Source organism: Ralstonia pickettii, assembly GCF_001699815.1.
Taxonomy (GTDB): Bacteria; Pseudomonadota; Gammaproteobacteria; order Burkholderiales; family Burkholderiaceae; genus Ralstonia; species Ralstonia thomasii.
Genome location: NZ_MCGB01000010.1, coordinates 18,827 through 44,440 on the forward strand (window position 1 = coordinate 18,827; position 25,614 = coordinate 44,440).

Here is a 25,614-nt window from a genome sequence, read left to right on the forward strand (position 1 = left end):
GGCAGCTCCTTAGAAGTTATCGCCGGGCTTGGTGCCGGTGAGGACAAAGATTCGATTGACGATTTCGGTTAGGGCCATCATTCCGAAGCCCACGGGCGCACGGTCGCCGGTCTGCTTTGAGCCAATGAACAGTGCCGGCACGCGCTCAATCCCCCAAGCCGCAGCTTGCGCGCGGCCGTCGCGGGGGTTCGGGAACTCGGGCAGGCCCATGCCATCGACTGATACCGGCAGCACCTCGATGCCGTACTTGTCGGAAAGCATCTTCAGCGTCGGGGCCATTGCATGGCAGTACGGGCAGTCGCTACGGAAGAAGAAGATCAGCCCGTGCTCCTTGGCCAACATCTTCAGTTGCTGTTCCTCGTTCTGAATGCGGCCTTCGTCGTAAATCTTGATCGCGGAGTTATTGACCGGCCGCTTTTGCGCGTAGTCGAGGCTCGGGTTTTGCCAGACCACGCGCCGCCAGTTGTCAGCGAAGACAGCCCCCTTGTCCTGCGTCATCTGCCAAAGCTCCAGGTAGTCCTTCATGTTCTGGTCGGTGGGGTTCATCACCGCCACGTCTTCCCGGCGCTTCAGTTCTTGTCGCAGTTGCTCGGCGGTCTTGATGTCCTTCAGCTCGATGCGCTTTGGCTGGTCAGCCTTGCGGCTAGTCTGCTGCCGTGCCGGTGCCGGCGTCGGCTGCACAGGTTGCGGCTTGGCGTCTTCCATGTCGCAGTACCAGTTGGGCTTGTTCGCATCGCACTGCCAAACAGACGGGTAATCCAGTGACTGCGCATTGGCGTACCCGGACAGCAGGGCCAGCAGGAGAAGGCTTCGCTTCATCATTGGCTTACTCCACGGAAATTGGCGGGGTGCCGTCGAGGCAGTAGTTGAGCTGGGTCTTCAGGATCGCGTCGGTGCGGCCTTGTGGGGTATCCACGTCCTTCTTGGTGAACACCATTTCAAGGCGCTTGCAGTCGGCGCGGCTGAAAGACTTGATGACCTTCGCAGTCACCAGCAGCGGCCCGGTCGAGCGGAATTGGCGCGTGAAGTGCTCGGCCACCTCCCCTTCCATGACGCCGCTGGAGCTGCCGTTGCGGATCGCAGCGGCCAGCACGTCGTGTTGCCGGGTATAGACGGTTGGCCCAGCGAGGCTTTCGCGCGCGAAAGTCGAGCAGGCCAGCAGAATGAGGGCGATAGAGAGAGTTTTCATTGGTCGTAGTAGCTCTGAACTTTTTTGTTGACGGTCTGCTGCACCCGGTTGCTCATGGTCGATGCCGGCACATCCTTGGGCACGATGTCCGCGATGAACTCGGACAGATCAATCCGGGAGAAATCGAGGGCCTGGAGCTGCGCCTGGTTGAAGCCGCCGCAGCTATTCATCGGCATCCCGAGTTGGGCGCGGCCTTGGCGGTTGATGATCTTGGCCAGCTTGGAGTTAAAGCAGCAGTGGCGTTCCTTCTTCTCCACGCAGACCTTGAGCACCTTCTTGCTGCAATACGTCTCAATATGGACGCACAGGTTTTGGCCGCGCTTCATGGCCATGACCTGCTCGGCCGAATCGCAGCTCAACCATTCCTGCACCAGCATGATTGCCACGGACAGGGCGAAGCTGTACGGGTCAAAACCGACGAACTGGAAGCCGTTGGCAAAGGTGAACTCAAAAGTGAAGCCATAGAACCCGAATTGCGGATTGAAGACACCATCACCCAAGCCGGAGGCCCAGCTATTCATTGCGCCAAGTCCCTTATCTACAAGGGAGCTGTCGAGCTGGCCATACAGCGAGTCGTACATGTACTTGGAACCCAGCACGATGGATTCGCGGCCCGCTTCGCCTGCCGCCTTCATGCCGGCGCCCAGGAGCGCGTAATTGCTGAAGGCAGCGCCACCACCGGCTGACTTGCAGCAGCTCTTGAGCGTGGTGCCACCCAAGACCTTGATGCTGCATTCCTCCATGTAGCCCTTGAAGATTTCGACCTTGTTCGGGTCGATGCCGTACACGCCGGCCTCGCGGGCGGCCTCCATCATCACGGCCGCTTGGCCAAAGTCCTTGTCGGGTGGCGCGCTGGTATCAAAGCACCCAGCCCCGCCGTTCTGGCAGAAGGCGCTTTGATCGCACACCGTTTTCTCGGTGTAGGTTTCAGGCTTGTCCGGGCAGTTGTATTTCTGCTCGTACATCACGCAGGTGCCGGAATCGTCGCGCTCCACGCATGACGATCCGATCTGAGAGCACCCCTTGTCTCGCAGCGGCTGGCAGTCGTTGACCATGTTCTGGCTGCGGCATTGATAGGTGTCCTGGTATTCCCAGCATTCACGAAAGACGGACAGGCCCGACACGTTGCGGGTCTGGTTGGGCGCGGTGCAAACCGTTCCCGTCTTCTGGCAGTCAGGCGCTGCGAAGGCGCTGAAGCTGGCGACAAAGGCCAATGCGGCAAGAATCTTCTTCATCATCATTGAGCCCTCTGTTCCAGGGGAGCGCACTGGCTGTTGTCCCATTGGTCATAGCAGTTGCGCGGGCACAGTTGGCGCGTCGTGAGCTGGATCGCCCCTTCCCCGCCGCCCGCAACAATCGTCCGCATGAAGATCGTGTTGGAGCCGTTCTTGAGGTAGGGCTTCACGTCGATGTTCAAGCCGAAGTTCCAGCTCGTCGAAAGCTCCGGGCCGCTGAAGCAGGTGGCGCAGTACTGAACCATGCCGGTGCGGTAGTCGCTGGTTGTGCAATTCCAGCCGCCGCCCACGGCCGTGCAGGATTGGTAGGAGACGGCATTACCGCCACCGCCGCCGCCCCACCAACCGCCGCCGCCCGTATCGGAGCACTGCCAGCCACTGCCCCAATCGTCCCAAGTCTGCGTGCATGAGCGCGTGCTGGAGGACTCGAAGACCGGAGGCGGCGAATAGATTTCGAGGCGGTCGCCACCACGCGGGCCGACATAGACGAGGTTGCCGTTCACCTTGACCATCAGCCAGTCGTCAAACGCGGCACGGGTCAGGGCGAAACGGGTAATCAGCCCCACGTCACGGATGTCGAAAGTGAGGTTGCGGTCGTACACCGCACCCCAGCCGCCCCAATAGTTGTCCGCGATGGTGCCGAACTGGAGGATGTAGTTGCCGGCCCCGTCCGGGGTGAAGCTGGTGGCCATGTCGCCGGCCCAGCTATTCGGGACAATGCCGCCCTGGTCGCAGCCGTCGCGTTCTGGATCGCACGCCACCTTGAGCACGCGCTTGCAGGACAGGTTTTCCAGCGTCTGCGTTTCCGTGCAAGTCTCGGTGATGTAGGTCGCCGGGTTTTTCACGCGCTCCACGCGGCATTGCTGCGTCGAAGCGCCGGGGATGCTGCCGGGGTTGTTGATGACGCCTTTGGAGCCGGTCAGGATCGGGTCGGTCTGCTTGTCGATGGTGAACTTCGGCCGCTGCGTCGGGTTCTTGCTCATGAAGTTCACCGCGTCGCATTCCTGCTGCTGGAAGGCATTGGGGGCCTTGTACGTCTCGCACTGAATCTGCTTGTTCGTGCCCGCCCCGCCGATGAGGTTGCGCCCCTCCTGGAAGTTTGCCGTCTCCGGTGCCGTGGTGCTGTAGTACGGCAGCACGTTGGAGCCAGTTGCCCCATTGATCTTGCCCCCCACCACACCTTTGCCCGTGTTGGCGAAGTCCTTGCCGGCATTGAAGGCGTCGGCCGGCGTCGTGATGGTTTGTGCGCTGGCTACGCCCACAGCGGCCAGCATCGCGGCGATGGAAAGGACGCGCTTCATTGGTTCCCCCTGATCTGGCGAAGGTAGCGAGACGCCACGGCTTCAAACTGCGGCGCGCGGCGCACAATCTCGTCCAGGGCGTAGTCCAGCGAAACGTCACCGGCCACTGCCACAAAGTTGTCAGGGAGGGCGCAGCCCTCGTTGTCCACTTGGTCGATGGTTGCGGCCTTGGCCAGCACCATCGTGGGAACAGCCTTGACCTTGTACTTGGTGAAGGCGTTGGGGTTCACCAGGACGTTGCCGCCCTGCTCTCCCAGCTCCTTGATGGCCAGCGCCGTATCCTTCAGCGAGTTGTTCTTGAAACCGCGCAGCACCACAGAAGCCCCCACCCGGTTGGCTTGGCTGACGATCCGCTTGAGTGATTCGGCCGGCATCGTGAAGCTGGCGAAAATCATCAGGTCATCCATCTTGCGGGCCTGGGCCTTTTGCTCGTATTGCTTGGCCAGCGCCTCGATGTCGATCCCGGCGCGCTCCGGCGTCGGCACGTTGGGGAACACGTTGGCGGCGTTCTTGGTCGCGGGGTTGTTTGGATCGAACATCTGCTTGCGCTCACGATCTACGCGGCGCATTTCCCGGTCGATGTCGGCCGAGTTGGGCATAGCGCCCTTCTTGGCCTTCGAGGCGGGGTTGTTCGGGTCAAACATCTGCTTGCGCTCAAGCTCGATGCGTTGGCGTTCTTGGTCGAGCTGGGATGCGGTCGGCGTGCTCTGCGCCACGCTTTCGCGGGCGAAAGCGGCCAGCAGCATCAGCCCGATGACAGTTTTCTTGTTCATCAGAATCCCACTCCCAGGCAGCAGTTTTTCTTGCGGAAAATCATGTAGGCGAAGTCTTCGCCGGCATACGGGTAGCTCTTGCCAGCGCCCCAAATCGCGGTCGTGCGGCCATAGGGTTGGCAGCAGCGCCCGTTGATCTTTTCCGTCTGCGGGATCGGGTAGAGCATCTGGTACTTGTATTGGGTCTTGTCCATCACCGGCTCGGGATAGATGCCGCACAAGCCGTCAGCGCCAGAGGTGCCCCACATCAGGAATTCGCGGTGCAGCTTGGCCGTCATGCGCTGCACCAGCAGCGAACTGGCTTGTACGTGTGAGACGTGGGCCTGCACATGGCCGTTGAAGGGGTAGATCGAACCCTGGCAGCCGGCGCACCAGAAAAGCGCGTTACTGCCAAAGCCAGCCGATGACAACACGCAGTCGCCGGCACACGCGGCTTGGGCAATGGGGTTGCCGAACAGGAAAGTTTCCGGGTTCAGCAGCATGGTCAGCTCGTCGTCGTTCCAAGTCGGATCGACTTCGGTGATGTAGGCCACGTCAAAGGAACCCGTCTCCAGGCACGGGTTATCCAGGATCACCTCCAGCCAATAAAGGATCGGATCGGCGTACCAATGAACCTGATAGTTGGACTGCTTGGTGTTGTCCTGCTGCAAACGGATCTCGCCTTCCGGGGCACGGATACCGGGATCGAGCTTGATGCCTCCCAGCGAGACAAAGCAGTACGGGGTGCGGGTCACATCCACGCGCCGCGCCGGCTCCCAAAAGCCGGTCTTGATGCCGATGCGCAGCGGGTTGGTGCAGGTGCAGAGGAAGCCGTCCGGGTTGCCGGTGTCCTCCTGGCCCATCGTCATGATCGGCGTGCCGCCCAACGTCAGCGGGAACAGGCAGCTCCAGCAAATATCGGTGATGGGGTTGGCAAACTTGCCCTGGCACACGCCGGCCATACTTTCGCGCGCGAAAGTCGCCGCGAGCACCATGAAAGCCATTACAAGCCAGCGTTTCATTGCAGCTCCTTCGCGGGAATCTCATCGAGCACAAGCATCTTTCCCTGCTGACGAATCACAGCCGGCACGGCCGTGATGCCGAACCGTTTGGAAAGGGTGCCCTTCTGGTCGTAGAAAACTTGGGTCTTCCAGGCTTTGGTGAGGTCGAGCCAAGACCCAGCAACGAGAATCGGCTTCACCTTGAGCTGGCCGCCCTTGGCCACCAAGCGCCCCACTGCTTCGCGCTGTTCGGGGTCGCGGCCGTCGAAGAAAACCAGCGTCTTCGTCAGGCTGGTCATGTCCAGCGGGTTGATCTTCGTTCCAGCCGGCACCACGATGCGGCCGTCGTCGGTCGTCACCGGCTTGGTGTAGGTCACGGTGGGGTCGATGAAACGCTGCGCGCGGGCGCGCACGGTGGTGATACCGTCCACCGGCTTCATGTTCTTGATGCTGCCCATCGAGCGGCGGATGGCTTCTTCCTGCAACCGCTTCAGCTCGCCGCTACGCTCCTTTTCGCGCAGCTTCTTCATAATCATGTCGAGGGCGCTTTCCTCCCCAATCGGGTAGGTCGGCCCGATGCTGCCCAAGCTCGCCGCGTTCGCGGCAGGCAGGATCGAGGCGATCAGCAGGGCTGCGATCAGCTTAGAAAATCTCATAAGCCCTCCCGATGACTTCGGCCTGCTTCACGTTGCCGGTCAGCGCATACCGCGAGTCCAGGCTGTTCGGGTTGGGCGTCGAAACGAAATACTCCCCTGCCCCGATAACGCCCTCTTGCGCGGGCTGGAGAGGCACGCCAGCCTTCGAGAAGGGCTTGGCGGTGCCGATGTATTGGTCATTCACCCAAAACGCGCTGCCGGCCCGTTTAACCGTGTCGCCAGCCACACCGGCCACGCGCTTGATGAAGGTGGTGCCAGCGGGATAGGTCGCACCGCCATGCCAGCGGTAGGCGATCAGCTCGCCCTTCTTCACTTCCCCGCCCTTGTGGATCACGTAGAGGGTGCCGGGCAGGCTGTTGGTGAGGTTGAAGGTGTAATCCAGCCAAGGGGTAGTGGCGGCGGCCAGCGCACCCACGGCGAACACACCCGCGCAAACTGTCCAGTAGATGCGCTTCGCCTTCATCACTTCATCCTCGCCCGGACTTGATCCGTGTAGTCGATGGTCACGCCACCCAGCAGCGCCGCCTTGTTGACGATCACGCAGTTGCACTCTTGCCCCAGCGCATCCACGGTCGCGGACAGCTTCTTGGCAAAGTCGATGGTCAGCTTCTGCGCCACGGCGCGCTGCTCGTCGGTCACGTCGCCACCCTTCCCGATCACGTCGAGGGTGCGCTTCTGGTCTTCCTCCACCAGCACCTGCAAATCAACGGTGGCCACACGCGCAGGCATGTTGCGGTTGATGACGTAGGCCACTGGCGCGAGCGCCACCAGCGTGAGCAAGGTGGACAGCACGGCCGGGATCACATAACGCATCCGGTCGGCGGCCGGCACGGCGGCCTCGGCCGGCGCTGGCGTCTCGGGGGTTGGGTTGGTGTTCGGTTCAGTAGTCATCTTTCCTCCGGCGCGGGGACAGTTGTTCTTGAGGGGCGCGGCGGGCCAGCATGATTTCCAGGGCTTCCATCGTGGAATGGCCCTGCTCCAGCAGCGCGTTGCATTCGTTGAAGTCCTGCGCGTTGGTCGAAGCCATCAGCAGGGAGAAGGGATCGGGGATGTGGCGCACCACGGAATCGCCGTTGGGCGAGGAAATGAGCATTTCGCTGAAGCGGCCGCGCTCGGTGCGCAGCGACAGCAGCATCCGCTTCACGGCCGGCGAGAAATTCACCATGCCGTCCTCGATCAGCTTTTCCAGGTTCTTGCGGTCTTGGCGCAGCAGAATCTTCCAGTCGGCGTTGTTGTAGGCCGCCTGGGCCGCATCATTTTTATAGGCGTCTTCGATACCTTGCGTGCCCACACAAAAAATGCCGTTGTACTTCCGGGCGCGGCGGTAGCCTTCCTCGATGAACTCTGCGGTTTCCTTGTCAGCCCCCAGGAGCTGCCATGCCTCATCGACCAGACACAGCTTCTTGCGGTCGCGGGTCAGATACATGTCGTGGGCAATGCGCGAGGTCAGCACGAACAGCACCACGCGGCGCAGCTCGGGAGCGTTCTTCAGTTCCTCCAGCTCCAGCCCCACCATGTCGGCGTCCAAGCTGATGTTGGCGCGGCCGTTGAAGAAGTCCCCATAGACGCCATCCTTGGTGAACGGCGCGAGCTGCTTGGCCAGCTCGTAGGCCACGCGCTCGGTGCTGCCCGACTCGTTCTTGATGTTGCTCAACAGGTAGTCGCGGATGCGGGTCGGGTTGGTGTCCTGCCCGTAGTCTTGCCAGACGGCGGTAATCGCCTCCCCGATCAGCGCGTACTGGAATTCCGTCAGCGGCGCATTGGGGGACGCCATGCGGCCGATCATCGGCTTGAGCATCCGCATTTCCGCCTTGAAATCCAGCTCGTCGTCAGTGCCCACCCAAGTGAATGGATTGATGCACAGCTTCGTGCTCGGCGTGAACTCCAGGAAGGTGCCTTTCTGGAGCCGGATCAGGTTCTGATAGCTGCGGCCCACGTCGATCACCCACACCCGCGCGCCAATACCTCGATAGGCCGAAACGACTTCGTTCATGGTCACGGACTTGCCCGAACCGGACACGCCCGCCACGAACACGTTGTAGTTGCCCTGCTGGTTGCTGTAGAAGTCGAGGAAGGTAGGGGTGCCACGACGGCCAAAGAACATCATCACCGGGTCGCCTGCGCCCTTCCATTCGCCAATCACCGGGGCCATGTCCACCGCGTTCACCGTGGTCTTGGACGTGATGAGGCGTAGCTTCTGCAAGTCGTCGCGCACCGTCTCGGTGAGCGTCATGGGCAGGCTGGAATACAGGGCCGTCAGTTGCAGCAGTTGCAGCGGGCAGATCGTGAAGCGTTCGCTGCGCCACACGTTCAGGGCCACTTGGCTTGCCCGGTTGATGACGCGCTTGGGTGCGAACAGCAGCAGCGTGTGGTACAGCTCGCACATGCTGCCGCCGTTGTTGAGCTGGTGCAGCACGATGTCCCAATCGTTCGCCTGGGCCTGAAGCTCGGGCTGGAACTCGGCCATCTTGGACTTGGCGTTTTGCTTGGTGCGTGCGGCCTTGATCTGAGCCTTGCCGTCCACCACGTTGGGGTCAAGCGTGAAGACGCCACCGCACACCAGGAATGGGCACGGGTATTGAAGGCCGTCATCGAAAAACGAACCGATGATGTTGGCCATCTCCCACAGCTCTTTCTTCTGCGGGTACTGAAGCACGCCGAAGCCACGCACGGCGATGCGCTTGTCTTCGTCGCCCTGCTTCTCGGGCGGCAGGCCAAACAGCAGCTCGTTGGCTTTCACGCGCACATGCTGGCCAAAGGCCGTGACTTGGTTTTTGATGGATTTCCCGTCGTCGTAGCGCAGATCGGGGAACGGCTCCTTGCTGAACATGCTTTCGGGGTTGAGGATCGGCCACAGGAAGCTAATCAGCCCGTCAGCATCGAGGGGGAAGGACGGCAGGCTTGCCGTGCGCAGCGAAGCGCGCACTGTCTCGCGCAGCTCGTACATTTCCTCCACCAGCTTGGCGTCACGGAAGGAACCGGCTTTGGTGATGGAGAACAGCAGGCGGATGTTCTTCACCACGTAGTTGTCATTGGGCCAAAGCGGCTTGCCCTTTGCCTTGTAGATGTACTCCACGCGGCGCTTGGCCAGCTCCTGAAAGAACGGCGTGGTCTTGCCGTTGTCCACCGCGATATGGCGTTGATCCATGTACGCTTGGAACTGGTCATCCAGCACCGGGCTACCGAACAGGCACCACTGAATTCCGTAGTGCGGCGGCACCGGGGTAAAGAGCGTATTGAGGCGGCTCGCCATGTCGTCGTCCGCGCCGGTTTGCGCGATGACTTCAAAGCAGAAGGCCACCGAGTTGTCGTTGTAGAAAAGGCCCGTGTCGGGGTCGTATTGGTCGTACTTGAGGATGCTGTGCAGCCCATAGAGGCTCGTCACCTCGTTGGCGGCCGCCACGGGGGCCGGCTGGCTCCCGACATCCGAGGTGTTGCCCAGCACGGTTTCGTCCCAAAACCGGGCGGCAGCACCCTTTAGCTTGTCCATCATGCTGTCTTGCATTGAATGTTCTCCATGTTGGCCGCCCGGCCAGCGATGCTTATTCGCTGTCCGGGATGACGTTGCCGGGGCGCATGATTCCGTTCAGCAGCTCGGTGGCTTGCTCGTTGCTCATGCGGTCTTGACGGACGCCGATAGACTCCATCCCGTTGTCAGCGGGAGGCGTTGGCTGCTGCCCCAGCACGCCAGGGCTTTGCCGTTGCTGGCCAGCGCCGGCCGTTTGCGGCTGCGCAGCCTGGGCCGTCACATTCGACGGGGCGCGTACCGGCCGGTAGTTGTCCTGGATGCGGCGGCGGTTGTGCTCGATCAGCCAGCGGCCGGAATCGACCGGCAGGTACACGTAGGACTGGTCGTGCAGATCGCCATCGGTGTCTTCCCACGGGGCGAACCAGACGCGAAGCAGGCGCGGTGCGCTGCGGATCGGCGTGCCCGAGTAGATGGGCTTGGTCATCACGTTGCTGCCGGCTTTCGCCTGCGAAAGTTCCACCGGAGCCTCGCCGCGCGCATTCACGCGCTGGCCCGGCAGGTTCTTCGCCTGGGCATTGGCGTAGATGCCGCTCATCGACTCGCACAAGATGCCGTCCGGGGCCTTGCACGCGAATTCGGATTTCGCATCAAAGCCAGACATGCTGCTGCAACCGGATAGGGCCACCACGGCCCCGATGCCAAAGGTCAAGGCCAGTGCCTTCATTTGCTTCCCTCCCATGCGTGCGCGGCACTGCCGCTGAAACCGACACCCTTGCAGCAAGCGCCGCAGTCGCGGCCAGCGAGCGAACCGCAGCCCGTCAGGGCCAAGGCGAGCGCGCCGGCACCAAACATCAAGGCGGTGCGCTTCATTGGGTTGCCTCCTGCGCAGCGGCCGGCGCGCCAGGCTTACCGGCGTTCAGCCACTGGTCGATCTTCTCGGCCGGTGCGGAGCCAGGCAGGACGCGGCCATCGGCGGCAATCAGGGTAGGAGTGCCCACCACGCCCAGCTTGGAACCCAGCACCAAGTTGTCGTTGACGGGGTTGTTGCAGGCCACCAGCTTGGGCTTCTTGCCGGCCAGCATCAGCTCGCTCCAGGCTTTCGCCTTGTTCGGCGCGCACCACACGCTGACGGCCTTGGTCTTGGCTTCCGGGTGCAGCGATTCGAGCGGGTACAGGAACGTGTAAATGGTCACGTTGTCCAGGCGGGCCAGCTCGCCCTCCAACTGCTTGCAGTAGGGGCAATCCGGGTCGCTGAACACGGCCAGGATTCGGCTGCCGTCGCCCTTGACCGTCTTGATCGCTTGGCCAAGTTGCTGTGCCGGGAACTCGGTTTTCTTGCTATCGAGCTTGCGCTGGGCAGTCAGATCGACTTGCTGCTGCATGTCGAACAGGTGCCCGAAAATGAAGTAGCGGCCCGACTCGTCGGTGTAGGCGATGTTCTCGCCCATCACTACCTCATACAGCCCGGAAACTTGCGACTTGCGAATTTCCTTGAAGGTCGTCTTCGGGTACATGGTCTTGAACTTCTCGACCACGGACGCGGGCGCTTCATCTTGGGCAAATGCGGGAACAGCCAGCGCAGCAGCCAGCGCGAGGGTCAACACTCGTTTAATCATCTTCGTATCTCCTGGAGTTGGTGCCGGTGCGCTTCAGGAGGCCCCGGTAATCGTCCTTGGCGAGCGCCTTGCCGGAATAAACAGCGCCCTTGGTGATGAGGATTTCGACGGTACGGCCGCCATCGGTTTCGATGACGGGGTACAGCTTGTCCGCAGCCTTGAGGTAGTACTGAGCGAGCTGCTGGCCCGCGCTGCCTACCCCACCACCGATAGCGGCTTGCCCGATCTTGTCCGGGTCGATGGTTTGCGTGATGCCGCCGCCGCCTGTGCTGGTGATGGTTGCGGAGGACTGGAAGGCTTTGCCGATACCACTGAGCGCGCCGGCAAACAGGGCATTGGCGAGCAACTGGCCCTGCTTGGTGACGAGACGGCCCCGAACCCCAGCCTTGCCGTCTTCCCCAATCACTTGGCCCTTGATCGCCATTTCAACGGCCTCGCCGTTGATAACGCAGGCCAGGGTTTCGGTGCGGCCCATCATCCGCTCTGAGGACAGATCGCCCCAGGTGGCGGCCACGATGCGGCAATCCTTGATGTCCAGCTTGTGCTTGTTGGCCAGATTGGCGACATCGAGCACATGGAAAGCCACCGGCAGCGGGTTCGATTGGGCTTGCCCGCCTGTCGGCGCATCCACGCCGTTGAGCATGGCCACGCGCACAAAGGAGCCAGCCGGCAGAAACTCGATGGTCTGCTTCTTGCCGTCTGCCCCGCCCGAGGTGGTGCCGTACTTCTTGGCCTTCTCGTCGGTTGGGAAGCCCAGCACCTCGGTGATGCCACCAGCGCCGCCAACGGCTGCGCCCGCTGCGCCCTTGCCCTCGGCATTGTTGAAGGTGATGATTTCCACTTCCCGCCGCGCCGGCACATCCACCTGATTGAGCGGCTGGTTTAGGGTGGTGGCCCCGCCCTTGCCGTTCGGTGACTGGAGAACACGCTGGCCCGGCCCGGTGCCGTTGCCAATGGGCAAAGGCTTGTCCAGAACCGAAGCATCTGGCTTCGCAGCCGTTGCGCTGCCAGCCGAACCGGCTGCGGCCTTGTTGGCCTTCAGTTCCTCCAGCGCCTGCGCGAGCTTCTTGTTCTGTTCCTCCTGGGCCTTGAGCTGGGTCTTAACTTCCCCGATCAAGGCTTCGTTGGACTTCTCCTTGGCCGCTTGCTGCGCACGCCACGCATCCTTGTCATCTACGGTGCCCGGTGCGGTGATGCTGACGGTCTTGGGCTTTTCGCGGTGCTGTGCTGGGCCACTGTCGAACAGGAACATGCCAGCCCCGGCCAGACCGAGAATGCCGGTCACTGCCCCGCCGATGAGCATCATCTGGCGTTTCTTTGTTTGTGCGTTCGGCTCACTCATTGTCTTTGCGCTCCCGAACGATGTAGATGTCCGTCCCGTCGCCCTGCATCAGCGTGTGGTGCTCTACGGCAATGGCGCGCACGCCACGGCGGTAAAGCTCCTGCTCGACCAGCAGCATTTCGGAGGGGGAAACGTTGGTCAGGCGGTATTTCTCGCCCACCACTTCGCCATCCATGTACTTGGCCACCAAGATCAAGCGCCCCTCTTTCCACAAAGGCACTTCCTTGTTCACCTGGATGGTTTCAACGCTGTCCTTCAGCTCGTCGTCGGCCATCACCAGCATCAAGTCCTTGATGCGGCGCTGGTAGGAGACGGTGCGGCCATCAGCGGCTGCGCGGCTCGAAGGCGTAGCCTTCTCGCTCGGCGGCCGGATGATGATTTCCTCGCCGGCCACCGGACGCGGAACGAGGATCAGCTTGTAGGTAACGCCCTTCTCGTCGGACACGAAAACCGTGACCGTGCCCTGGTTGGGCGACTCGCTGGCCAGCGTGAAGTAGTAAGCCCCCAGGGCCTCGTCCTTCTGGCCTGCCAGCACGCCCTTCACGCTGGGCACCACATTGGCAATGCGGCGCCCGTCGATTGCGAGACGATTGGTTTCGTTGACCGAGATATTGACTTGAACGTGGCCCCGGTCAGCGTTCTCAACGACTTGCGTTGCGCCTGCTTCAGTTGCCAGCAGGCTTGTTAGCAGAAGGATCGCGCTTAACGATTTCTTCGATCTTGGAAACATAGAGACGCCCCGAGGTAGTGATGGTGAATTCAACGAGATAGTCCTTCTCGCGTTCGGAAGTGAGCTTGTCGGCAATAAAGGTCTTGAGTTTTCCGCTGACCTTCACGCGCTTGTCCTGCTCGCTGACTTCCTCTTTGCGAGGAACCCAAATAGTGGTGACTCGCTCCTGTTTGAGCCGCATTGCGGCCGCATCAAGCGCGGTCTTCAACCCGGCGTAGCCGTCCGGGTCGGCCATCTTGAGAATCACCTTGTTGTTGTAATCAACCGTCTCCGGCGTGACGGTCAACACCGTGCCCAGGACATAACCGGCCATATCCAGCAGGTAGTCCTTATTGGCGTAGTTCGATCCAATCTCGTAGGGCCGCTTAACTTCAGGCGGCACGATCTTGGTTGTGTCGCGCACGACGACGAAGCCCAGCAGCAGCACCCCGAAAAACAGAGTGCCCAGCAGGCCCGCGTTCATCGCGCGGTGGAAGCGGACTTGCGATTGCAACTTGTCCCGCTCATTGATTGCTTTATCTGGTGCCATAGCGCGTGTAGCCCCTATCCATTGAGTTCTCGAATGTGGCTACCCGGCAGCTCTTTCGGCTCGGGAAACCCGGTGAACCAGTACAGGAGGTGGGTGGCCATGCCCGGATGCTTCCCAGCCTTCAGCTTCCCGTAGAAAAAGGCCGCTCCAATACCGAGGAACAGCCCAATCACCGGGAAGCCTGAGCCAATGCCAACCAACACGCCCATGAGGCCGATCATGGCAACGTCCATTTCCCAAAAGAGGAATTTGGCTCCGTCGTCCAATCGGCGCGGGATGTAGTGAGAGAGATCCGTTTTTTCGGACATGGCCACCTCCTGCGCTTAGATGACGGCCGTGAAACTGGCGTTGACGATGCCGACGATCACGCCGATACCCATCGACAGCACCACCGCGCCGAAGAACCAGCTCCAGTCCTTCTTGACGGCGGCGACGACGGAACCCACGCCGATGGCGATCAGGGCGGCCAGCTTGCCCAGGTTGCCCTTCACCCAGCCGTCCCACTTGGTTACGGCGGCGTCGAACTCCGTGCCGTCACTGGCGTATGCGCCGGAAGCCAGCATCATCAGACCCAGGATCAGGCCGGCGAGCATCAGGGCCTTGAACCACTGGCCCGCTTCCTTGCGAACATCGACTGCTTGAATTGCTGCGTTCATCTTCAATAACTCCTACGTAGAAAGTTGGTTGGAACCCCTGCATTTCCCCGTGTGGGGCCTTGCGCCAGGGGGATGCGCAAAGACGGAAAGCCCATCACTTCGGTTTGCTGACAGGCTTGCATTCGTACTGAATCGCGGGCTTCTTCCGCTTCTTCTTCAGTGGCTTTTTCTTGGCCGGGACTTTCGCGTGCGAAAGTTCTTCGGGCGGCTGGATGGATTGAGGCGCAGGCATGACCGGCTCTTGGACAGCAGGCGGCGGTGGAGGCGGCACGTACAGATGCTTGATGGAGCGTTCCGGGCAGTCTTCCCCGTCGCAGAACACAAACTTGGTGTCGCGGGGCACGCCGAACTGCACCACGTCGGAGAGACGATCCAGGGGGTTGGGCTGGTTCAGTGACTGCGCATTGGCAGCAGTGACGCCAGCAGCAGCCAGCGCAAAGACGATAGAAATGCGAAACGGTTTGGCTGGCAACGCCATATCAATCCCCTTGGAAACTGGCCACTTGGGCCGGTGAAGTTGAAATTTGGTGGGCTTGCTGTCTGCGGTAGCCCTCGTAGAACCGCTGCACGTCGCGGACGTACTCAACCTGGGCGCTCACATTGGTCGATGCCGGGCCGGCGTAGTAGCAGCCCACGGACTTCCAGGTAGCGCCGAAACGCTGGATGCAGTCGGCCAGAACCCAGGCCCCCACCTTCTGCGAGGTGCAAGCGTCGAACAGGTGTTCACGGCGGATGCCGAAGCGCGCGAGGTTCGGCAGGTGGATCGTGTTGATCTGCATGAGGCCCAGCGCGCGGTTGCCGTCTTTCAGCTTCGGGCCGACTGCACCCGTCCAGCCGCGCGATTCCTTCCAGGCAATCGCCTTCAACAGCAAGGGGTCGATCCCGTAGCCGCGCCCAGCCTCATCCCAGCACGTTGCAGAAGCAGCGAGCGGCAGCATCAGCGATGCCGCCGCGATCAGTGCGCGTGCAGAGAAGTACATAGAGGCGTTTCCCATTGCGATATTGTAGCAGTCAACTTGCTTTCACGATGAAAGCACGATAACAGAAAAAACCTAGAGCGACAAGGCATCTAGCCTAGGTTTGTCATCGTGGGAGGTGGCGTTGAGGCACCCATCCGACAGCCCCGCTTTACCCGCCGAATCCAGCTTGCCAAAGGCATGAAATGCCCACGACAAGGGGCCAAATGATACCATGCAGGAGAAAAATAACTTCCTGTCAGCGGAAGCAATAGGTTAGTTCGCACGTATAATGCCGTCCCCCGAACGGTGCGGATCATGGCTAGATCAGCCGGGCGCGGTATATCGAATGCGGCTTTTCTGTCAAAATTCGGTTATTGCCTCGCCGGCGAGGGTGTTGCACCCACCGCCGATCTGCATGGCCGCTATCCGCCAAGCACGGCAGCGCCTGCCTGCATGGCCAACGAACTTCGGGATCAATACGATCCCAAACCAATAGGTGACGTTTTGGGAATAAAAGTATTTCTTGCGGACGATCACCGGCTGCTGGTAGCCGGTTTCCGCGATGTATTGAAGGACTACGGGATCGACGTAGTAGAGGTGGCCTACAGCCTGGATGGGCTGATCGACCGCTTCTTAGAGGTCAAGCCGGATGTCCTGGTGATCGACGTGCGCTTTGACAGCAAAGGCTGTGGTGAGAACGGGCTGGACGTGTGCGAGGAACTACTGGCCCGCGACCCCTCGGCCAAAATCATTGTCTTTAGCCAGTTTGACGACCAATACATCATCGAGCGTTCCTACAAGCTCGGCGTGCTGGCCTTTGTGCGCAAGGATGAAAGTACGGAAGTGCTCAACGAGGCGATCAACACGGTAGCCCAGGGCAAGGAATACTTTTCCCCCGAGATTGCCCGCCTACTCGCATGGTCGGCCGTCAAGGATCGGAACCCGAACCGGCTCCTGGATGAGAACGAAATGCGGGCCTTCAGCCTTGCAGCCGATGGCGCATCCATGACCGAAATTGCCACCGCGATGGACTTGTCCACCAAGACCATTGGCCACTTGATGAAGGGCGTAAAAGCCAAGCTAGGCGTTGAAAGCCAAGCTGACATCACCAAGCTGGCGATCCGTCACGGCATTACGACAACTGCCCTGAAAACGAAAAGCTGAGTTTCGTTCCCGGCCGCTTCTGGTTGGCAGGATCGGCCGCCTGTATTTTCAGCGCACCACCAAGCACCCGCACCCGCTCGCGCATGTCGATCAGTCCAATGCCGGCGTGCTCTCCATTGCGAGCCGTGGCTTTCATCCCCACCCCGTCATCGGTGATTTCCACCTTGTAGGTGTCTAGCGCCTTGTTGTGGTGGATGCTGACGCGCACCTGGGCAGCTTTGGAGTGCTTGATGGCATTGAAAATCGCTTCCCGGATGATCTTGTAGGCGCTGATAGCCGATGCCTCTGGCATCGCAGGCCGCTTTGGTAGATCGTGCTCCAGCGTGATGGCCGGCTTTTCGGAAATGTTCGTGTAGTGGGCCACCAGCGACTCCAAGGCCGCAGTGAAGCCGATGGAGTCGATCACCTCGATTCGCGTGTTCTTGATGATGTCGCGCATTTCGGCATAGGCATCATTCAGCATTCCCGAGGCATTACCCAGCAGCTCGGCGGCCCGCCCATTCCCAGCCACCAGCGGCTCAAGCTGCTTCAGTACGTTGCGCGTGAGCAGGAGCTGGGGATTCACCTCGTCGTGCAGACGGCGTGCAAGGGTGCGCCGTTCCTCGTCAATGCGCCGGTTCGATTCAGCCAGGACACGGCGGGTTTCTTCGTGAGAAACGTCCACGCGCTCCATCCCATAGCGGACGGTGATGTAGAGCACGTAGAGAAAAAACACAAGCATCAGGCCAGCGGCGATGTGCGAAATCATGTTGGCCCGGTTCATGAGCGGCAGCGCCAGGATCATCAGCGCCGCCCATACCCACAGGAAATACTTGGCCGCCTGGTTGCCGCGCAGAGCCAGCACCATACTGACCAAAAAGACGGTCAGCAGAAAAGCGCAGCTCGTATAGAAGATGACTTCCACTTGAATGGCCTTGCTCCAATCTCCAGGCGGCACGGTCTAAATCACCGCATCTTGTTCAGTGCGTCTTGGCCAGACTCACCCACTTGGATGCCCAGCTCAACCGCTTTGTTCGAGGTGGCTACCACCTTGGCCTTGCGCATGTCGTCAAAGGTATTCACCCCGGTGACGATGGCGCAAACCTCGCCGGTCTTGTTGCAGGTTTCCACATTGATATAACCGCAACCGAGAATCCCCTTGGGGGCCTTCATTACCAGTAGCGGCCGCGCCAGATCGAATTGCAGCAGCTCCAGGTGCTCTTGAATGGCTCCAGCGTCCATAGTCATTTCCTTTACAGAGAGGGTTGAGAAAATCAGTTCTTACGCTTGCTGTTCTGGATCATTTCGTTAATGGCGTCATTGGCGATGGTAGCCTTGAAGGTATCAACAAAATGCTCGATATATTCCGGGTGTTTCTTGTCCATTTTCGATATGTCGATATTGATGCAGATGAATCCGATCAAGCCGTACACATCGTGAAAAATCGGGATCGTGGTGGACTTCACCGCGCGTCCGTCTTTCAGGGTGAGGTCGTAGCTCACAAACGAAGCACCACGCCCCTGGCCCTGCCCTTCGCCATAGCTGTAGTTCTTGATGAGCTGGATACCGAAGTTGGTATTCGTGTCGCCCAGCCTGCGGCCGGAAATGGGGTTCTGCACAGCCACAATCGAGCGCAGCGGGTTGCGCGTGTCGTGCAAGACGATCTCTACCGGCGTGCCCGCGAACGTCTGGCCAATGCCGTTCACGATGTCCGCATAGGACTGGAAGATGCGATCCTTCTCCCGATCCACCTCCGACAGCGCCACATAGTCGGGCTGCTGGGTCAGCATGAGGTACTTGGCCTTGGTCGGCCCGTCCAGCAACAGGGTGACGTTGTTGGAGTTGCCCAGGTAGATCAAATCCGCCACGGCGCGCGGCGAGGGATGCTGAGAGAGGTAGTTGACCGCCTTCACGAACAATTCCCGATCCAGGTATAGCGCCCCGGTGTCATCGGCGCGGATCGGGTAGAAGTCGTCGTAGGCGGCCAGTGCTTTACCGGGCAGAACCCTAAGATCAGGGGAAGGCGGGGCACGAAAGCCCAGCACATAAATGCTGATGGCTGCGATCAGTACGCCCGGCACAAAAACCGAAGCCAGACGTTTCCAGTTGATCGTTGAAATAATAGACACGCGCGCCTCTCCCTGAATCCACCGATGAACCTCACATGATATTCGGGTTCTCGGCACCCCGGCAAACAGGGCGAGGCGTCTATGGCGCGGTCACTTTTTCCGTTTCTTCAGGTCGGTCTCGATGAGTCCCGAAATATAGGTGTTGGCAGGTATTTTCAGATCGTCGCACAAGTCCATCATGCGCTCGTGCAGCTCGGGGTCCATCCGCAGGGATACCGTTCGGCGGTCGCCATAATTGCGAGTTCTACGGCGTTTAGTTCCCTGCCCATCGGCCGACATCTCGGCGTCCTTTGGGTCGGTCATGGCTTGTTCTTTAGCATAGTCAAAGGTTCATCACACAAGTCTAAGCCGACTTGCCTACTGGCGAAAGGCAGAACCAGCCGCCAACTTTCGCGCGCGAAAGTTGGTTAAGGCCAGCGCGCGTAAGTTGACATTTTATAGGGATTACCGTTGAACGTCACCGTTTCGCTGCGGCGACACCGGGCGTTCTCCCGCCTTGTCGGCCGTGATTGCCGTGGCCCGTTCGTGTTGCCGGAGCGTTTCCACCGCACTGGTCTTGTCTTGCTTCGCCGCCACCGCCTTGGCCGCCACCGCCTTGTCGTTGGTGTAGATGCGCAGCTCATGCGAGGCGCGCGTGGCCCCGACATAGAAGCTCCGATCCCCGAAGACCTTGGCCATGTTCTCCAGCGCCCGCTCCTGCTTCTTCTCGCTCTCGGTCTGAGGCGCTCGGATGTGGAAGATGGCCCGGTGCTGAGTCGCGCCCTGGGAGGCGTGAACCGTCTGCGCGTAGGCATGATCCCAATGCTTGTTGCGAGAGAGATCCACTTGGTGCAGTGACACATCCTTGCCTTGCTTCAGCTCCAGCGTCACCTTGTCCCCAGCCACAGCCGTGACGCGCGCCACCTCGCCGTTTTTGAACTCGCCTTCGTTTCGGGTGATACGGATCAGGTCGCCCTTGGCCAGCTCGCGGGTGTCGCGGTCGTACACCTCGATTTTGTTGTGCTTCTTCGGCTGCCATGCGATCACAGAGCCGTCTTCCTTCTGGAGCACCACAGTGCCATTGGGGGCATCCACGGCCGACACGCGCATGTATTCGCCCTTCTTGGCGTCGATCTGCTGGTAGTCCCGCCCGAAGCGCACCACGTCGCCGGCCTTGTAGTATTGCGCCTCCTTCTGCATGGCCCGCGTCCACCCCTTCGAGGTGTAGATTTCGCGTGTGTCCTCGGAGCGCGACAGTTCGCCCTGTTCCTTCAGCCCCTCGCGCACGCCGGCATTGATGGCCCGCCTGTCTTCGTTATAGGCGGTAATGACGATGGTGCGCTCCCGCTCGGCCTTGTCGAGCTTCAAGATGTCCTGCACAACGGCCGCCACCAGGCGGCCCTTGTCGTCCTCGGACTTCTCGGGGATTTCCCGGATCATCCCAGCCTTGTCCATGTACTCGAAGGCCCGTGCGTTGTTGGCCAGCTCCACTTGGGTGAGACGCTGCCCGTCCCCCAGGTTGTCGCGGCCGGTGATGATGTCCACGGCTTGCTTCAGGTCGGCGGTCTTCTGGCGGTTGATTTCGGTCATGTAGGCGGTTTCCATGCCGTCCCGCTGGGCCAGCTCGAAGGGCTTGCCGGCCTCTACACCCTGCAACTGGAGCGTGTCGCCCAGGTACACCACCTTGGCCCCGGCCTTTTCGGCCATGTGGTCGAGCTGGGCCTTCTGGCGCTGCGACAGGAAGGACGATTCATCCACGATCCAGACTTCCGCCTTGCGCTGGAAGTCGGGTGCGTACTGCTTGGCAAACTCGATGTCCTTCTGTAGCTGCCGCTCCTTGATCTGGAACATCGAGACGGTATCAGTAGCAATACCTGTCTCCCTAGCCAGCACCTTGCTGGCCGCCCCGGTCGGAGCCATGCCGCGCACCGTGTAGCCCTGCTCCTGCGCCATTTCGCGCACGCCTTTGAGCATAGTGGTCTTACCCGTCCCGGCAAGGCCCTGCACCGCCACGTAACGATCTTCAGTGGTCAGTACCTTGCTGATGGCCTCCTTCTGGCCTTCGCTGTATTTGAAGCCCTGCCGGCCCTCGGCCTGCGCGATCCGCGCTGCCACCGCTTCCGGCTCCATCATCTTCGGCGTCTGGCCCTTCTGTGCGCGCACTTGGTCGAGTGCCCACATTTCGCTGCCCAGCATCTTCTTGGTCGTGTAGTTGCCGTCAGGCAAGGCCACCAGATCACCATCCTTCTCCAGCTTGTCGAAGGCCCGCTTCACCTCCGATGCCGATACGCGCCCTGCCCCGTGCTCGATGGCCGCCGCCATGAGGTCGTTCTTGGATACCACGGCCTCGCGCTCGATCAGGTGTGCGGCCGCAAAGGACATCGCCTCGCGCCCGGTGAGCTTGTCAGCGCGCACCACACCACCTTGCGCCCGTTGCGCGTCGGCCTTGGCCTGGATGGCGTCGAAGTCGATCCCGATGTCTTTGGCTCGTTCCTTCCAGCTCCCGATCAAGGCTTCATGATCCACGTCCACCTTGCGCGCTCTGGTCTTCAGCGTGGCGTCTTCCTTCTGCTGCGCGCTGGCATCGTCGATGTCCACGCCCTTGGCTTTCAGCGCCGCCTCTATTTCTGCCCGGCGCTGGCTGAAGTGCTCGATCTGCTCGCGGGTGATACCGGCAATCTCGAAGTTGCCTTTCTCGTCGGTGCGGCGAATGTCGTAGCCCAGCGCCTGGAGCCGGTCGGCCAGCTCGGACGTGTAGATGGCCCCGATAACGCGCTGGGCGTTGTAGATTTCTTCATTCGTCAGGGAGCGCCACTGCCCATCCTCCCGCTTGGTGGCGTTCATGATGACGGCGTGCGTATGCGTCTGCGGGTCGAGGTCGCGGCTTGTGTTATGCCGGAACATGGCCACAGTCACGTTGCCGGTCTGTACCGCTTCGGTCTTCCCGTCCACGGTTTGCCGCGTCCTGGCCAGCTCGGTTTCGATGTGGCTGAGTGCCTTCTTGACGGCCGCCTCATGCGCCTCCCGCACGTCCCGCTTGCCGTACACCTCGGCCATGAGAGAAACACTCTTGGGCGCGGAAAACGTCATGTCGGTGCCCGGCCGGTGCTCGCGTTCCTTCTCGCCGGTTTCCTCGTTCTTGACCCACTTGCCCAGCTCTTGGCCATCCACCTTTCCGTTCAACACCTCGAAGAAGGCTTGACGATCAATCTTGCCGGAAAGCCCAAGGTGTTCGGCCCCCTTGCCGAACCACTCGGAATGCTCCAAGCCCTCGTCCTGGGTGTAGTAGTTGTCAGCGGAAAAGTAGTGCAGTGCCTGCCCGGCGCTGCCCACGTTGTTCATGCTAATCATCCCTGTCTTCCTCCCATTGCCGGCACGCTGAAAGCCTTGGTGATCGGTGCATAGCACACCCCCACAATCGCCGCGCAGCCCTGTGCCGTAGCCACCAGTTTGACGGCCTGATTGCCCCCAGCCAAGCGCACGCGCACCGCCACCCGCTCGGTGTAGTAGCGCATGTTCTGGCCCATCGCCTTGTCGAACTTTTCAAGCGGTGGCGGCAGCTCAACGCCGGCCACCGTCACGGCTGGGTTGTCCGTTTTGAAGCTGAAACGGTCGCGGTACAGGTGATAGCCCGGTGCGATGATGTACTCCAGCTCCACCACTCGCGCATCCACCCGGCGAGCCGACACCCGGAAGGCTTCATCAGGTTGCAGCAAGTCCGGCTCGGCCTGCACGGAAACGCAAAAAGCCGCCAAGCAGGCGGCCGCGACGGAATGTAGAAATGCCCGTCTCTGAGTTTTCATTCGGTATCCTCCTATAGCGCATCCGCCAGCGGGTTGGGCTTCTTGCCCTGGCCGGCTGATTTCGCATCTGCATCATCTTTCGCGCGCGAAACCTTCTCGGCTGGCTTGATGATTTCGCCGGTTGCCTTGTCGATCACATCGCCATTTTCGTTGCGCATAACCTCCACCGTAGCCGGCGCGTCCATATCGTCGTCATCCAACATGTCGCCTTGCTCCGGCGCGGCCGGCTGCTGAACTTCAGCGGCGGACGGAGCGGGTGCCGGCGCTGCGGCCGCCGTGGTCGGCTTGAAGCTGATCGCAAAGCCGTCGCGCTCGATGAAGCCGTTGGCCTGTTTCTCTGTCGGCACGTAACCATACTTGACGCGGGCAATGGGATAGTCGCCCGGAACCAGCAGATAGCCGGTCATATCGGGCAACGTCAAAATCTCCGATGTCAGCACAAGGTCGCGCATCTGTCGGCGCGCCATCACGCTCACGCCGTCACGCTGCGAGCTGAGGCCGTAGCTCAATGTTTCATCCTTTTCATCCACCTCGGCCTGTCCCATCAATTCGGCCAACAGCTTCGCCGCAGCTCCATCCGTCACACGCAGCAGCAGCTTCGTTTGGCACCCGGAAATGATCGTCTTGGCCAGATCGTGCCCGTAGATTTCGTAGAGCTGGCTGAAGTCCTGCACGCCCAGCACCATGCACAAACCGTACTTCCGTGTGTTCGTCAGAGCCAGCTTCAGGATGTCGAGTTTTTGGAGTGTCGGCAGCTCGTCAATGCAAAACCAAAGCCGCTCGCGGTGGATCGGCTCCAAGTCAAGCACGGCCTTGATTGCCGTGTCGATCCACAACGACAGAACGGGCTTCAATGCCTCGCGCATCGCTTCCCGTGCTGTGATGAACATCCATGAATCGCCTTCTTCATGTACCCATTTTCGGATGGAGAACGATTCGCCCTCATCTGGCAAAAACCGGAAGGCTTCAAGCTGGTTCTGAACAGTCATCTTGAGTGACATCCCCGTGCGCTCGGTCGTGGGATCAACATAGGTTGCGCCCGCTGTCCCCTGCAACAATGCGTGCATGGCGTCCAGGTTGCTCTTGGCGATAGCGTTGTAGAGGTCGCGGTTCGTGCGGCGGCCCTCGCGCCCCAATACTGCAATCACGTCCTTTAGCACCATCCGGCCCGCAAGCGCCCAAAATGGATCGGACTCGGCCGGATCGGGGATCAGGCCGTTCGCCATGTTGTCGAAGTGGTAGTCCTTGGCGATTTCGTTCCAGATGTTCCAGTTCGGGCTTCTGGAGTCCAGCGGGTTCATCAGGATGTCTTTGCCTTCACGGTAGAACGCCTGGGTGAACTCGCCGGTCGGGTCATACACGATCATCCGCTTGCCACGCGCCCGCACCTGTTTCATGAGTGCGAAAAACTGCTGTGACTTACCCGTACCCTGCGCGCCGGCAAACAGCGTATGCAGCGTCTCTGACTTCACGCGCATGGGCACGCCCGCAATCTCATAAGGGCTTGCCTCGTCGCGGTGTCGGATCAGTCGCGCAAGCTCCTTTCCTTCCACCAGCTTGGCCCCGCGCAGTTGGTTGTCCTGCATCCGTTCACGGCCATAGCCCCACCAGTACAAAGAGATCAGAAACACCACACCGATGGAAGTCAGCAAGCCGAACATGCCGCCGTTGCGCAGCTTTCGCCAAGCATCTTCGGCCATGTCGTCGGTCAGCAAGGCAACCTCGGAAACTTCCATCTTGCGCAGCTCGCCGTTGACGTTCAGCTCCATCTTTCCGGCCGTCATGTAGAGCGCATCCCGCGTGTGCGCCAAGACGTTCCGCTCCAGCGCGTACTTTTCGTCTGCGGTAGTCGCATTCCAGAAGTACGCCGTCGTGACTGCCAGACCGGCCAAGATGGAAATCAGCACAACCGTCCAGATGGCCACCACGAACAGCCTGGCTTGGTGCATCCACAACTCGGCCCCACGGGAGAAGCTACCGGCGCTTCCCTTTTCCTCTCTCTTTGCCATTTCAGCCTCCTTTCACTCGCTTGAGCTTTGCCTTCGCCTTGTTCTGCGCTTCGTACAACTGCTGCACGTCACGCGCCTCAACAATCGCCGCCAGCATGTACTCCGCAGTGAAGACCGAAAGCCACAGTTCATCGGGAATCTCGACCTTTCCGCCACCCTGCCCGCCAGCGCGGATTTCATCGAGAAGGCGGCGCAGCCGCTGCTCGATGTCTTGCACGTTTTCTGCGATCACGCCCTGCACCAGCGTTTGGCGCAAAAACTCGGAAATGCTGATTCCGTGCTCGTTTGCCTTGGTTCGATAGAACCCCGCCGTGTCCTCATCGAGTCGGATGTTGAACCGCTCGGTTGGGCCTTTCCCTGTTCCTTTCGCTCTCGGCATTTTCCTTTACTCCATAAGGGTTTAGGCCATTATAGCATTTTCGGTGTCGCCGCGTTGTCTTTTCGGTGTCGCCACGCTAAAAGGCGCGCCACAGCGCGGCTTTTAGCACCGGCAACCATGTTGCGTGGTGTGTGACCGTTCTTCCGGGGCGCGGGGCTTGCCCTGCGAGCTGGAAGAACGGTGCCGTTCTCTCCCCCAGGCCCTAGTGGAAGAAAACCGCGCATTTGGTAAAATGCAGCCGATCAGGGACGCAGCACGTCCCGCCAGATCAGGCAGGTTTTCCACTAGAACCCACAACGCGAGGTAAGAGCCATGAGTAGTGAAACGACGAATCCGAAGTCAGGCCGCAAGGCCAAGACGCTGGATGAAGAAATCGCAGCACAACGCGAGAAGCTGCGGAAGCTGGAGGAACGACAGCGAGAGCAGCAGCGCAAGGAACGCGAGCGCAACCAGAAGGCAGTGATGGAACTCATCAAGACGGAACGGCTTGATGCGGTTCCATCTGATCTTTGGCGCGAAGCGATGCCAAAGATCAAGGCCCTTCTGGTAGTCGATGCAGCGAAACCGGCAGAGCCGGTGACGCCTGTTCAGACTGCGCCTGAAGTAGCAGCGACGGCCGAGGCCAGCCAGTGAGCGTTTTCCACAAATCCACAGGCCCCGGTGCCCTCGACCGGGGATACCCAAATATCCCAAAGGGAGAGGGTCGCGCCCGGTTTTCCACAAGAGACTTCTTGTGG

At 60.6% G+C, this 25,614-nt stretch carries 30 protein-coding genes and 1 pseudogene; 2 read left to right on the forward strand and 29 right to left on the reverse strand.

What is annotated here, in order from left to right; translation table 11 throughout:
• Window positions 1-9: 9 nt before the first annotated feature.
• The 20 genes from BEK68_RS01490 to BEK68_RS01580 all read right to left on the reverse strand — a co-directional run bounded on the left by BEK68_RS01490 (window position 10) and on the right by BEK68_RS01580 (window position 15,471).
• Window positions 10-822, reverse strand: coding sequence for a conjugal transfer protein TraF (locus BEK68_RS01490; protein ID WP_009242098.1), 813 nt, complete (start codon window positions 820-822; stop codon window positions 10-12).
• Window positions 823-826: 4 nt separating this feature from the next.
• On the reverse strand, window positions 827-1,189 hold the full coding sequence (locus tag BEK68_RS01495; RefSeq protein WP_009242097.1) for a hypothetical protein: 363 nt from the start codon (window positions 1,187-1,189) through the stop codon (window positions 827-829).
• Entirely contained in the window at window positions 1,186-2,430 is a 1,245-nt protein-coding gene (locus BEK68_RS01500; RefSeq protein WP_009242096.1) for a conjugal transfer protein TraN, read from the reverse strand. Before BEK68_RS01500 ends, BEK68_RS01495 begins: the two co-directional genes overlap by 4 nt.
• Complete coding sequence (locus BEK68_RS01505; RefSeq protein ID WP_009242095.1) at window positions 2,427-3,725, reverse strand: hypothetical protein; 1,299 nt, start codon at window positions 3,723-3,725, stop codon at window positions 2,427-2,429. The genes BEK68_RS01500 and BEK68_RS01505 overlap by 4 nt, the downstream gene beginning before the upstream one ends.
• Entirely contained in the window at window positions 3,722-4,498 is a 777-nt protein-coding gene (trbC, locus tag BEK68_RS01510; protein WP_009242094.1) for a type-F conjugative transfer system pilin assembly protein TrbC, read from the reverse strand. The genes BEK68_RS01505 and trbC overlap by 4 nt, the downstream gene beginning before the upstream one ends.
• Window positions 4,498-5,499, reverse strand: a complete 1,002-nt coding sequence (gene traU / locus BEK68_RS01515; RefSeq protein WP_009242093.1) for a conjugal transfer pilus assembly protein TraU — start codon at window positions 5,497-5,499, stop codon at window positions 4,498-4,500. Before traU ends, trbC begins: the two co-directional genes overlap by 1 nt.
• Complete coding sequence (gene traW / locus BEK68_RS01520) at window positions 5,496-6,134, reverse strand: type-F conjugative transfer system protein TraW (protein ID WP_009242092.1); 639 nt, start codon at window positions 6,132-6,134, stop codon at window positions 5,496-5,498. The genes traU and traW overlap by 4 nt, the downstream gene beginning before the upstream one ends.
• Window positions 6,121-6,597, reverse strand: coding sequence for a S26 family signal peptidase (locus tag BEK68_RS01525; RefSeq protein WP_009242091.1), 477 nt, complete (start codon window positions 6,595-6,597; stop codon window positions 6,121-6,123). Before BEK68_RS01525 ends, traW begins: the two co-directional genes overlap by 14 nt.
• Window positions 6,597-7,025: a hypothetical protein gene (locus BEK68_RS01530; protein ID WP_009242090.1), complete on the reverse strand. Its 429-nt coding sequence runs from the start codon at window positions 7,023-7,025 to the stop codon at window positions 6,597-6,599. The genes BEK68_RS01525 and BEK68_RS01530 overlap by 1 nt, the downstream gene beginning before the upstream one ends.
• On the reverse strand, window positions 7,015-9,639 hold the full coding sequence (gene traC / locus BEK68_RS01535; RefSeq protein WP_009242089.1) for a type IV secretion system protein TraC: 2,625 nt from the start codon (window positions 9,637-9,639) through the stop codon (window positions 7,015-7,017). The genes BEK68_RS01530 and traC overlap by 11 nt, the downstream gene beginning before the upstream one ends.
• A 37-nt stretch (window positions 9,640-9,676) precedes the next feature.
• A complete protein-coding gene (gene traV / locus BEK68_RS01540) occupies window positions 9,677-10,327 on the reverse strand; it encodes a type IV conjugative transfer system lipoprotein TraV (RefSeq protein WP_009242088.1) in 651 nt (216 codons plus the stop codon).
• Window positions 10,324-10,473 (reverse strand): hypothetical protein, encoded by a 150-nt coding sequence (locus BEK68_RS25665; RefSeq protein WP_009242087.1) that lies wholly within the window; start codon window positions 10,471-10,473, stop codon window positions 10,324-10,326. The genes traV and BEK68_RS25665 overlap by 4 nt, the downstream gene beginning before the upstream one ends.
• Complete coding sequence (locus BEK68_RS01545; protein ID WP_009242086.1) at window positions 10,470-11,219, reverse strand: DsbC family protein; 750 nt, start codon at window positions 11,217-11,219, stop codon at window positions 10,470-10,472. The genes BEK68_RS25665 and BEK68_RS01545 overlap by 4 nt, the downstream gene beginning before the upstream one ends.
• Window positions 11,212-12,525, reverse strand: coding sequence for a TraB/VirB10 family protein (locus BEK68_RS01550; protein ID WP_232295877.1), 1,314 nt, complete (start codon window positions 12,523-12,525; stop codon window positions 11,212-11,214). The genes BEK68_RS01545 and BEK68_RS01550 overlap by 8 nt, the downstream gene beginning before the upstream one ends.
• A gap of 28 nt (window positions 12,526-12,553) precedes the next feature.
• Window positions 12,554-13,291: a type-F conjugative transfer system secretin TraK gene (locus BEK68_RS01555; RefSeq protein WP_009277744.1), complete on the reverse strand. Its 738-nt coding sequence runs from the start codon at window positions 13,289-13,291 to the stop codon at window positions 12,554-12,556.
• Window positions 13,227-13,820, reverse strand: a complete 594-nt coding sequence (locus tag BEK68_RS01560; protein ID WP_009242083.1) for a type IV conjugative transfer system protein TraE — start codon at window positions 13,818-13,820, stop codon at window positions 13,227-13,229. Before BEK68_RS01560 ends, BEK68_RS01555 begins: the two co-directional genes overlap by 65 nt.
• A gap of 14 nt (window positions 13,821-13,834) precedes the next feature.
• Complete coding sequence (traL, locus tag BEK68_RS01565; RefSeq protein ID WP_009242082.1) at window positions 13,835-14,128, reverse strand: type IV conjugative transfer system protein TraL; 294 nt, start codon at window positions 14,126-14,128, stop codon at window positions 13,835-13,837.
• A gap of 15 nt (window positions 14,129-14,143) precedes the next feature.
• Window positions 14,144-14,476: a TrbC/VirB2 family protein gene (locus BEK68_RS01570; RefSeq protein ID WP_009242081.1), complete on the reverse strand. Its 333-nt coding sequence runs from the start codon at window positions 14,474-14,476 to the stop codon at window positions 14,144-14,146.
• A 94-nt stretch (window positions 14,477-14,570) separates the two neighbouring features.
• A complete protein-coding gene (locus BEK68_RS01575; protein WP_009242080.1) occupies window positions 14,571-14,954 on the reverse strand; it encodes a hypothetical protein in 384 nt (127 codons plus the stop codon).
• Between the two features lies 1 nt (window position 14,955).
• Window positions 14,956-15,471 carry a lytic transglycosylase domain-containing protein gene (locus tag BEK68_RS01580; protein ID WP_232295876.1) on the reverse strand — a complete coding sequence of 172 codons (516 nt, stop codon included), beginning with the start codon at window positions 15,469-15,471 and terminating at the stop codon, window positions 14,956-14,958.
• A gap of 279 nt (window positions 15,472-15,750) precedes the next feature.
• Here BEK68_RS01580 and BEK68_RS01585 point away from each other — a divergent pair, with 279 nt between their 5' ends.
• Window positions 15,751-16,599: a response regulator transcription factor gene (locus BEK68_RS01585; RefSeq protein WP_231403503.1), complete on the forward strand. Its 849-nt coding sequence runs from the start codon at window positions 15,751-15,753 to the stop codon at window positions 16,597-16,599.
• Here BEK68_RS01585 and BEK68_RS01590 read toward each other — a convergent pair.
• From BEK68_RS01590 to BEK68_RS26525, 9 genes and pseudogenes are all read right to left on the reverse strand, one after another.
• Window positions 16,568-17,503: a sensor histidine kinase gene (locus tag BEK68_RS01590; RefSeq protein WP_232295875.1), complete on the reverse strand. Its 936-nt coding sequence runs from the start codon at window positions 17,501-17,503 to the stop codon at window positions 16,568-16,570. The two genes, BEK68_RS01585 and BEK68_RS01590, sit on opposite strands and share 32 nt — an antisense overlap.
• Before the next feature lie 41 nt (window positions 17,504-17,544).
• Window positions 17,545-17,820 carry a YunC family protein gene (locus BEK68_RS01595; protein WP_009242076.1) on the reverse strand — a complete coding sequence of 92 codons (276 nt, stop codon included), beginning with the start codon at window positions 17,818-17,820 and terminating at the stop codon, window positions 17,545-17,547.
• Between the two features lie 32 nt (window positions 17,821-17,852).
• Complete coding sequence (locus tag BEK68_RS01600) at window positions 17,853-18,707, reverse strand: PAS domain-containing protein (RefSeq protein WP_009242075.1); 855 nt, start codon at window positions 18,705-18,707, stop codon at window positions 17,853-17,855.
• A gap of 90 nt (window positions 18,708-18,797) precedes the next feature.
• A complete protein-coding gene (locus tag BEK68_RS01605) occupies window positions 18,798-19,010 on the reverse strand; it encodes a hypothetical protein (protein WP_009242074.1) in 213 nt (70 codons plus the stop codon).
• A 141-nt stretch (window positions 19,011-19,151) separates the two neighbouring features.
• Complete coding sequence (gene mobF, locus BEK68_RS01610; RefSeq protein ID WP_009242073.1) at window positions 19,152-22,037, reverse strand: MobF family relaxase; 2,886 nt, start codon at window positions 22,035-22,037, stop codon at window positions 19,152-19,154.
• Window positions 22,034-22,489 (reverse strand): protein-disulfide reductase DsbD N-terminal domain-containing protein, encoded by a 456-nt coding sequence (locus BEK68_RS01615; protein ID WP_009242072.1) that lies wholly within the window; start codon window positions 22,487-22,489, stop codon window positions 22,034-22,036. Before BEK68_RS01615 ends, mobF begins: the two co-directional genes overlap by 4 nt.
• Window positions 22,490-22,500: 11 nt before the next feature.
• Window positions 22,501-24,498 (reverse strand): type IV secretion system DNA-binding domain-containing protein, encoded by a 1,998-nt coding sequence (locus tag BEK68_RS01620; RefSeq protein WP_009242071.1) that lies wholly within the window; start codon window positions 24,496-24,498, stop codon window positions 22,501-22,503.
• A gap of 1 nt (window position 24,499) precedes the next feature.
• Complete coding sequence (locus BEK68_RS26035; protein ID WP_249262878.1) at window positions 24,500-24,715, reverse strand: hypothetical protein; 216 nt, start codon at window positions 24,713-24,715, stop codon at window positions 24,500-24,502.
• 18 nt (window positions 24,716-24,733) lie between these two features.
• Window positions 24,734-24,877 (reverse strand): annotated as a pseudogene (locus tag BEK68_RS26525) (hypothetical protein); the annotation flags it as partial.
• Between the two features lie 312 nt (window positions 24,878-25,189).
• Between BEK68_RS26525 and BEK68_RS01630 the strand changes: the two are divergent.
• Complete coding sequence (locus BEK68_RS01630; protein WP_009242069.1) at window positions 25,190-25,510, forward strand: hypothetical protein; 321 nt, start codon at window positions 25,190-25,192, stop codon at window positions 25,508-25,510.
• The last annotated feature ends 104 nt before the right edge of the window (window positions 25,511-25,614 follow it).

Coding starts and splice junctions, on each gene's coding strand:
- BEK68_RS01490 (WP_009242098.1), bottom strand. CDS start 822: ATGATGAAGCGAAGCCTTCTCCTGCTGGCCCTGCTGTCCGGGTACGCC.
- BEK68_RS01495 (WP_009242097.1), bottom strand. CDS start 1,189: ATGAAAACTCTCTCTATCGCCCTCATTCTGCTGGCCTGCTCGACTTTC.
- BEK68_RS01500 (WP_009242096.1), bottom strand. CDS start 2,430: ATGATGATGAAGAAGATTCTTGCCGCATTGGCCTTTGTCGCCAGCTTC.
- BEK68_RS01505 (WP_009242095.1), bottom strand. CDS start 3,725: ATGAAGCGCGTCCTTTCCATCGCCGCGATGCTGGCCGCTGTGGGCGTA.
- trbC (WP_009242094.1), bottom strand. CDS start 4,498: ATGAACAAGAAAACTGTCATCGGGCTGATGCTGCTGGCCGCTTTCGCC.
- traU (WP_009242093.1), bottom strand. CDS start 5,499: ATGAAACGCTGGCTTGTAATGGCTTTCATGGTGCTCGCGGCGACTTTC.
- traW (WP_009242092.1), bottom strand. CDS start 6,134: ATGAGATTTTCTAAGCTGATCGCAGCCCTGCTGATCGCCTCGATCCTG.
- BEK68_RS01525 (WP_009242091.1), bottom strand. CDS start 6,597: ATGAAGGCGAAGCGCATCTACTGGACAGTTTGCGCGGGTGTGTTCGCC.
- BEK68_RS01530 (WP_009242090.1), bottom strand. CDS start 7,025: ATGACTACTGAACCGAACACCAACCCAACCCCCGAGACGCCAGCGCCG.
- traC (WP_009242089.1), bottom strand. CDS start 9,639: ATGCAAGACAGCATGATGGACAAGCTAAAGGGTGCTGCCGCCCGGTTT.
- traV (WP_009242088.1), bottom strand. CDS start 10,327: ATGAAGGCACTGGCCTTGACCTTTGGCATCGGGGCCGTGGTGGCCCTA.
- BEK68_RS25665 (WP_009242087.1), bottom strand. CDS start 10,473: ATGAAGCGCACCGCCTTGATGTTTGGTGCCGGCGCGCTCGCCTTGGCC.
- BEK68_RS01545 (WP_009242086.1), bottom strand. CDS start 11,219: ATGATTAAACGAGTGTTGACCCTCGCGCTGGCTGCTGCGCTGGCTGTT.
- BEK68_RS01550 (WP_232295877.1), bottom strand. CDS start 12,525: ATGATGCTCATCGGCGGGGCAGTGACCGGCATTCTCGGTCTGGCCGGG.
- BEK68_RS01555 (WP_009277744.1), bottom strand. CDS start 13,291: ATGTTTCCAAGATCGAAGAAATCGTTAAGCGCGATCCTTCTGCTAACA.
- BEK68_RS01560 (WP_009242083.1), bottom strand. CDS start 13,820: ATGGCACCAGATAAAGCAATCAATGAGCGGGACAAGTTGCAATCGCAA.
- traL (WP_009242082.1), bottom strand. CDS start 14,128: ATGTCCGAAAAAACGGATCTCTCTCACTACATCCCGCGCCGATTGGAC.
- BEK68_RS01570 (WP_009242081.1), bottom strand. CDS start 14,476: ATGAACGCAGCAATTCAAGCAGTCGATGTTCGCAAGGAAGCGGGCCAG.
- BEK68_RS01575 (WP_009242080.1), bottom strand. CDS start 14,954: ATGGCGTTGCCAGCCAAACCGTTTCGCATTTCTATCGTCTTTGCGCTG.
- BEK68_RS01580 (WP_232295876.1), bottom strand. CDS start 15,471: ATGGGAAACGCCTCTATGTACTTCTCTGCACGCGCACTGATCGCGGCG.
- BEK68_RS01585 (WP_231403503.1), top strand. CDS start 15,751: ATGGCTAGATCAGCCGGGCGCGGTATATCGAATGCGGCTTTTCTGTCA.
- BEK68_RS01595 (WP_009242076.1), bottom strand. CDS start 17,820: ATGGACGCTGGAGCCATTCAAGAGCACCTGGAGCTGCTGCAATTCGAT.
- BEK68_RS01605 (WP_009242074.1), bottom strand. CDS start 19,010: ATGACCGACCCAAAGGACGCCGAGATGTCGGCCGATGGGCAGGGAACT.
- mobF (WP_009242073.1), bottom strand. CDS start 22,037: ATGATTAGCATGAACAACGTGGGCAGCGCCGGGCAGGCACTGCACTAC.
- BEK68_RS01615 (WP_009242072.1), bottom strand. CDS start 22,489: ATGAAAACTCAGAGACGGGCATTTCTACATTCCGTCGCGGCCGCCTGC.
- BEK68_RS01620 (WP_009242071.1), bottom strand. CDS start 24,498: ATGGCAAAGAGAGAGGAAAAGGGAAGCGCCGGTAGCTTCTCCCGTGGG.
- BEK68_RS01630 (WP_009242069.1), top strand. CDS start 25,190: ATGAGTAGTGAAACGACGAATCCGAAGTCAGGCCGCAAGGCCAAGACG.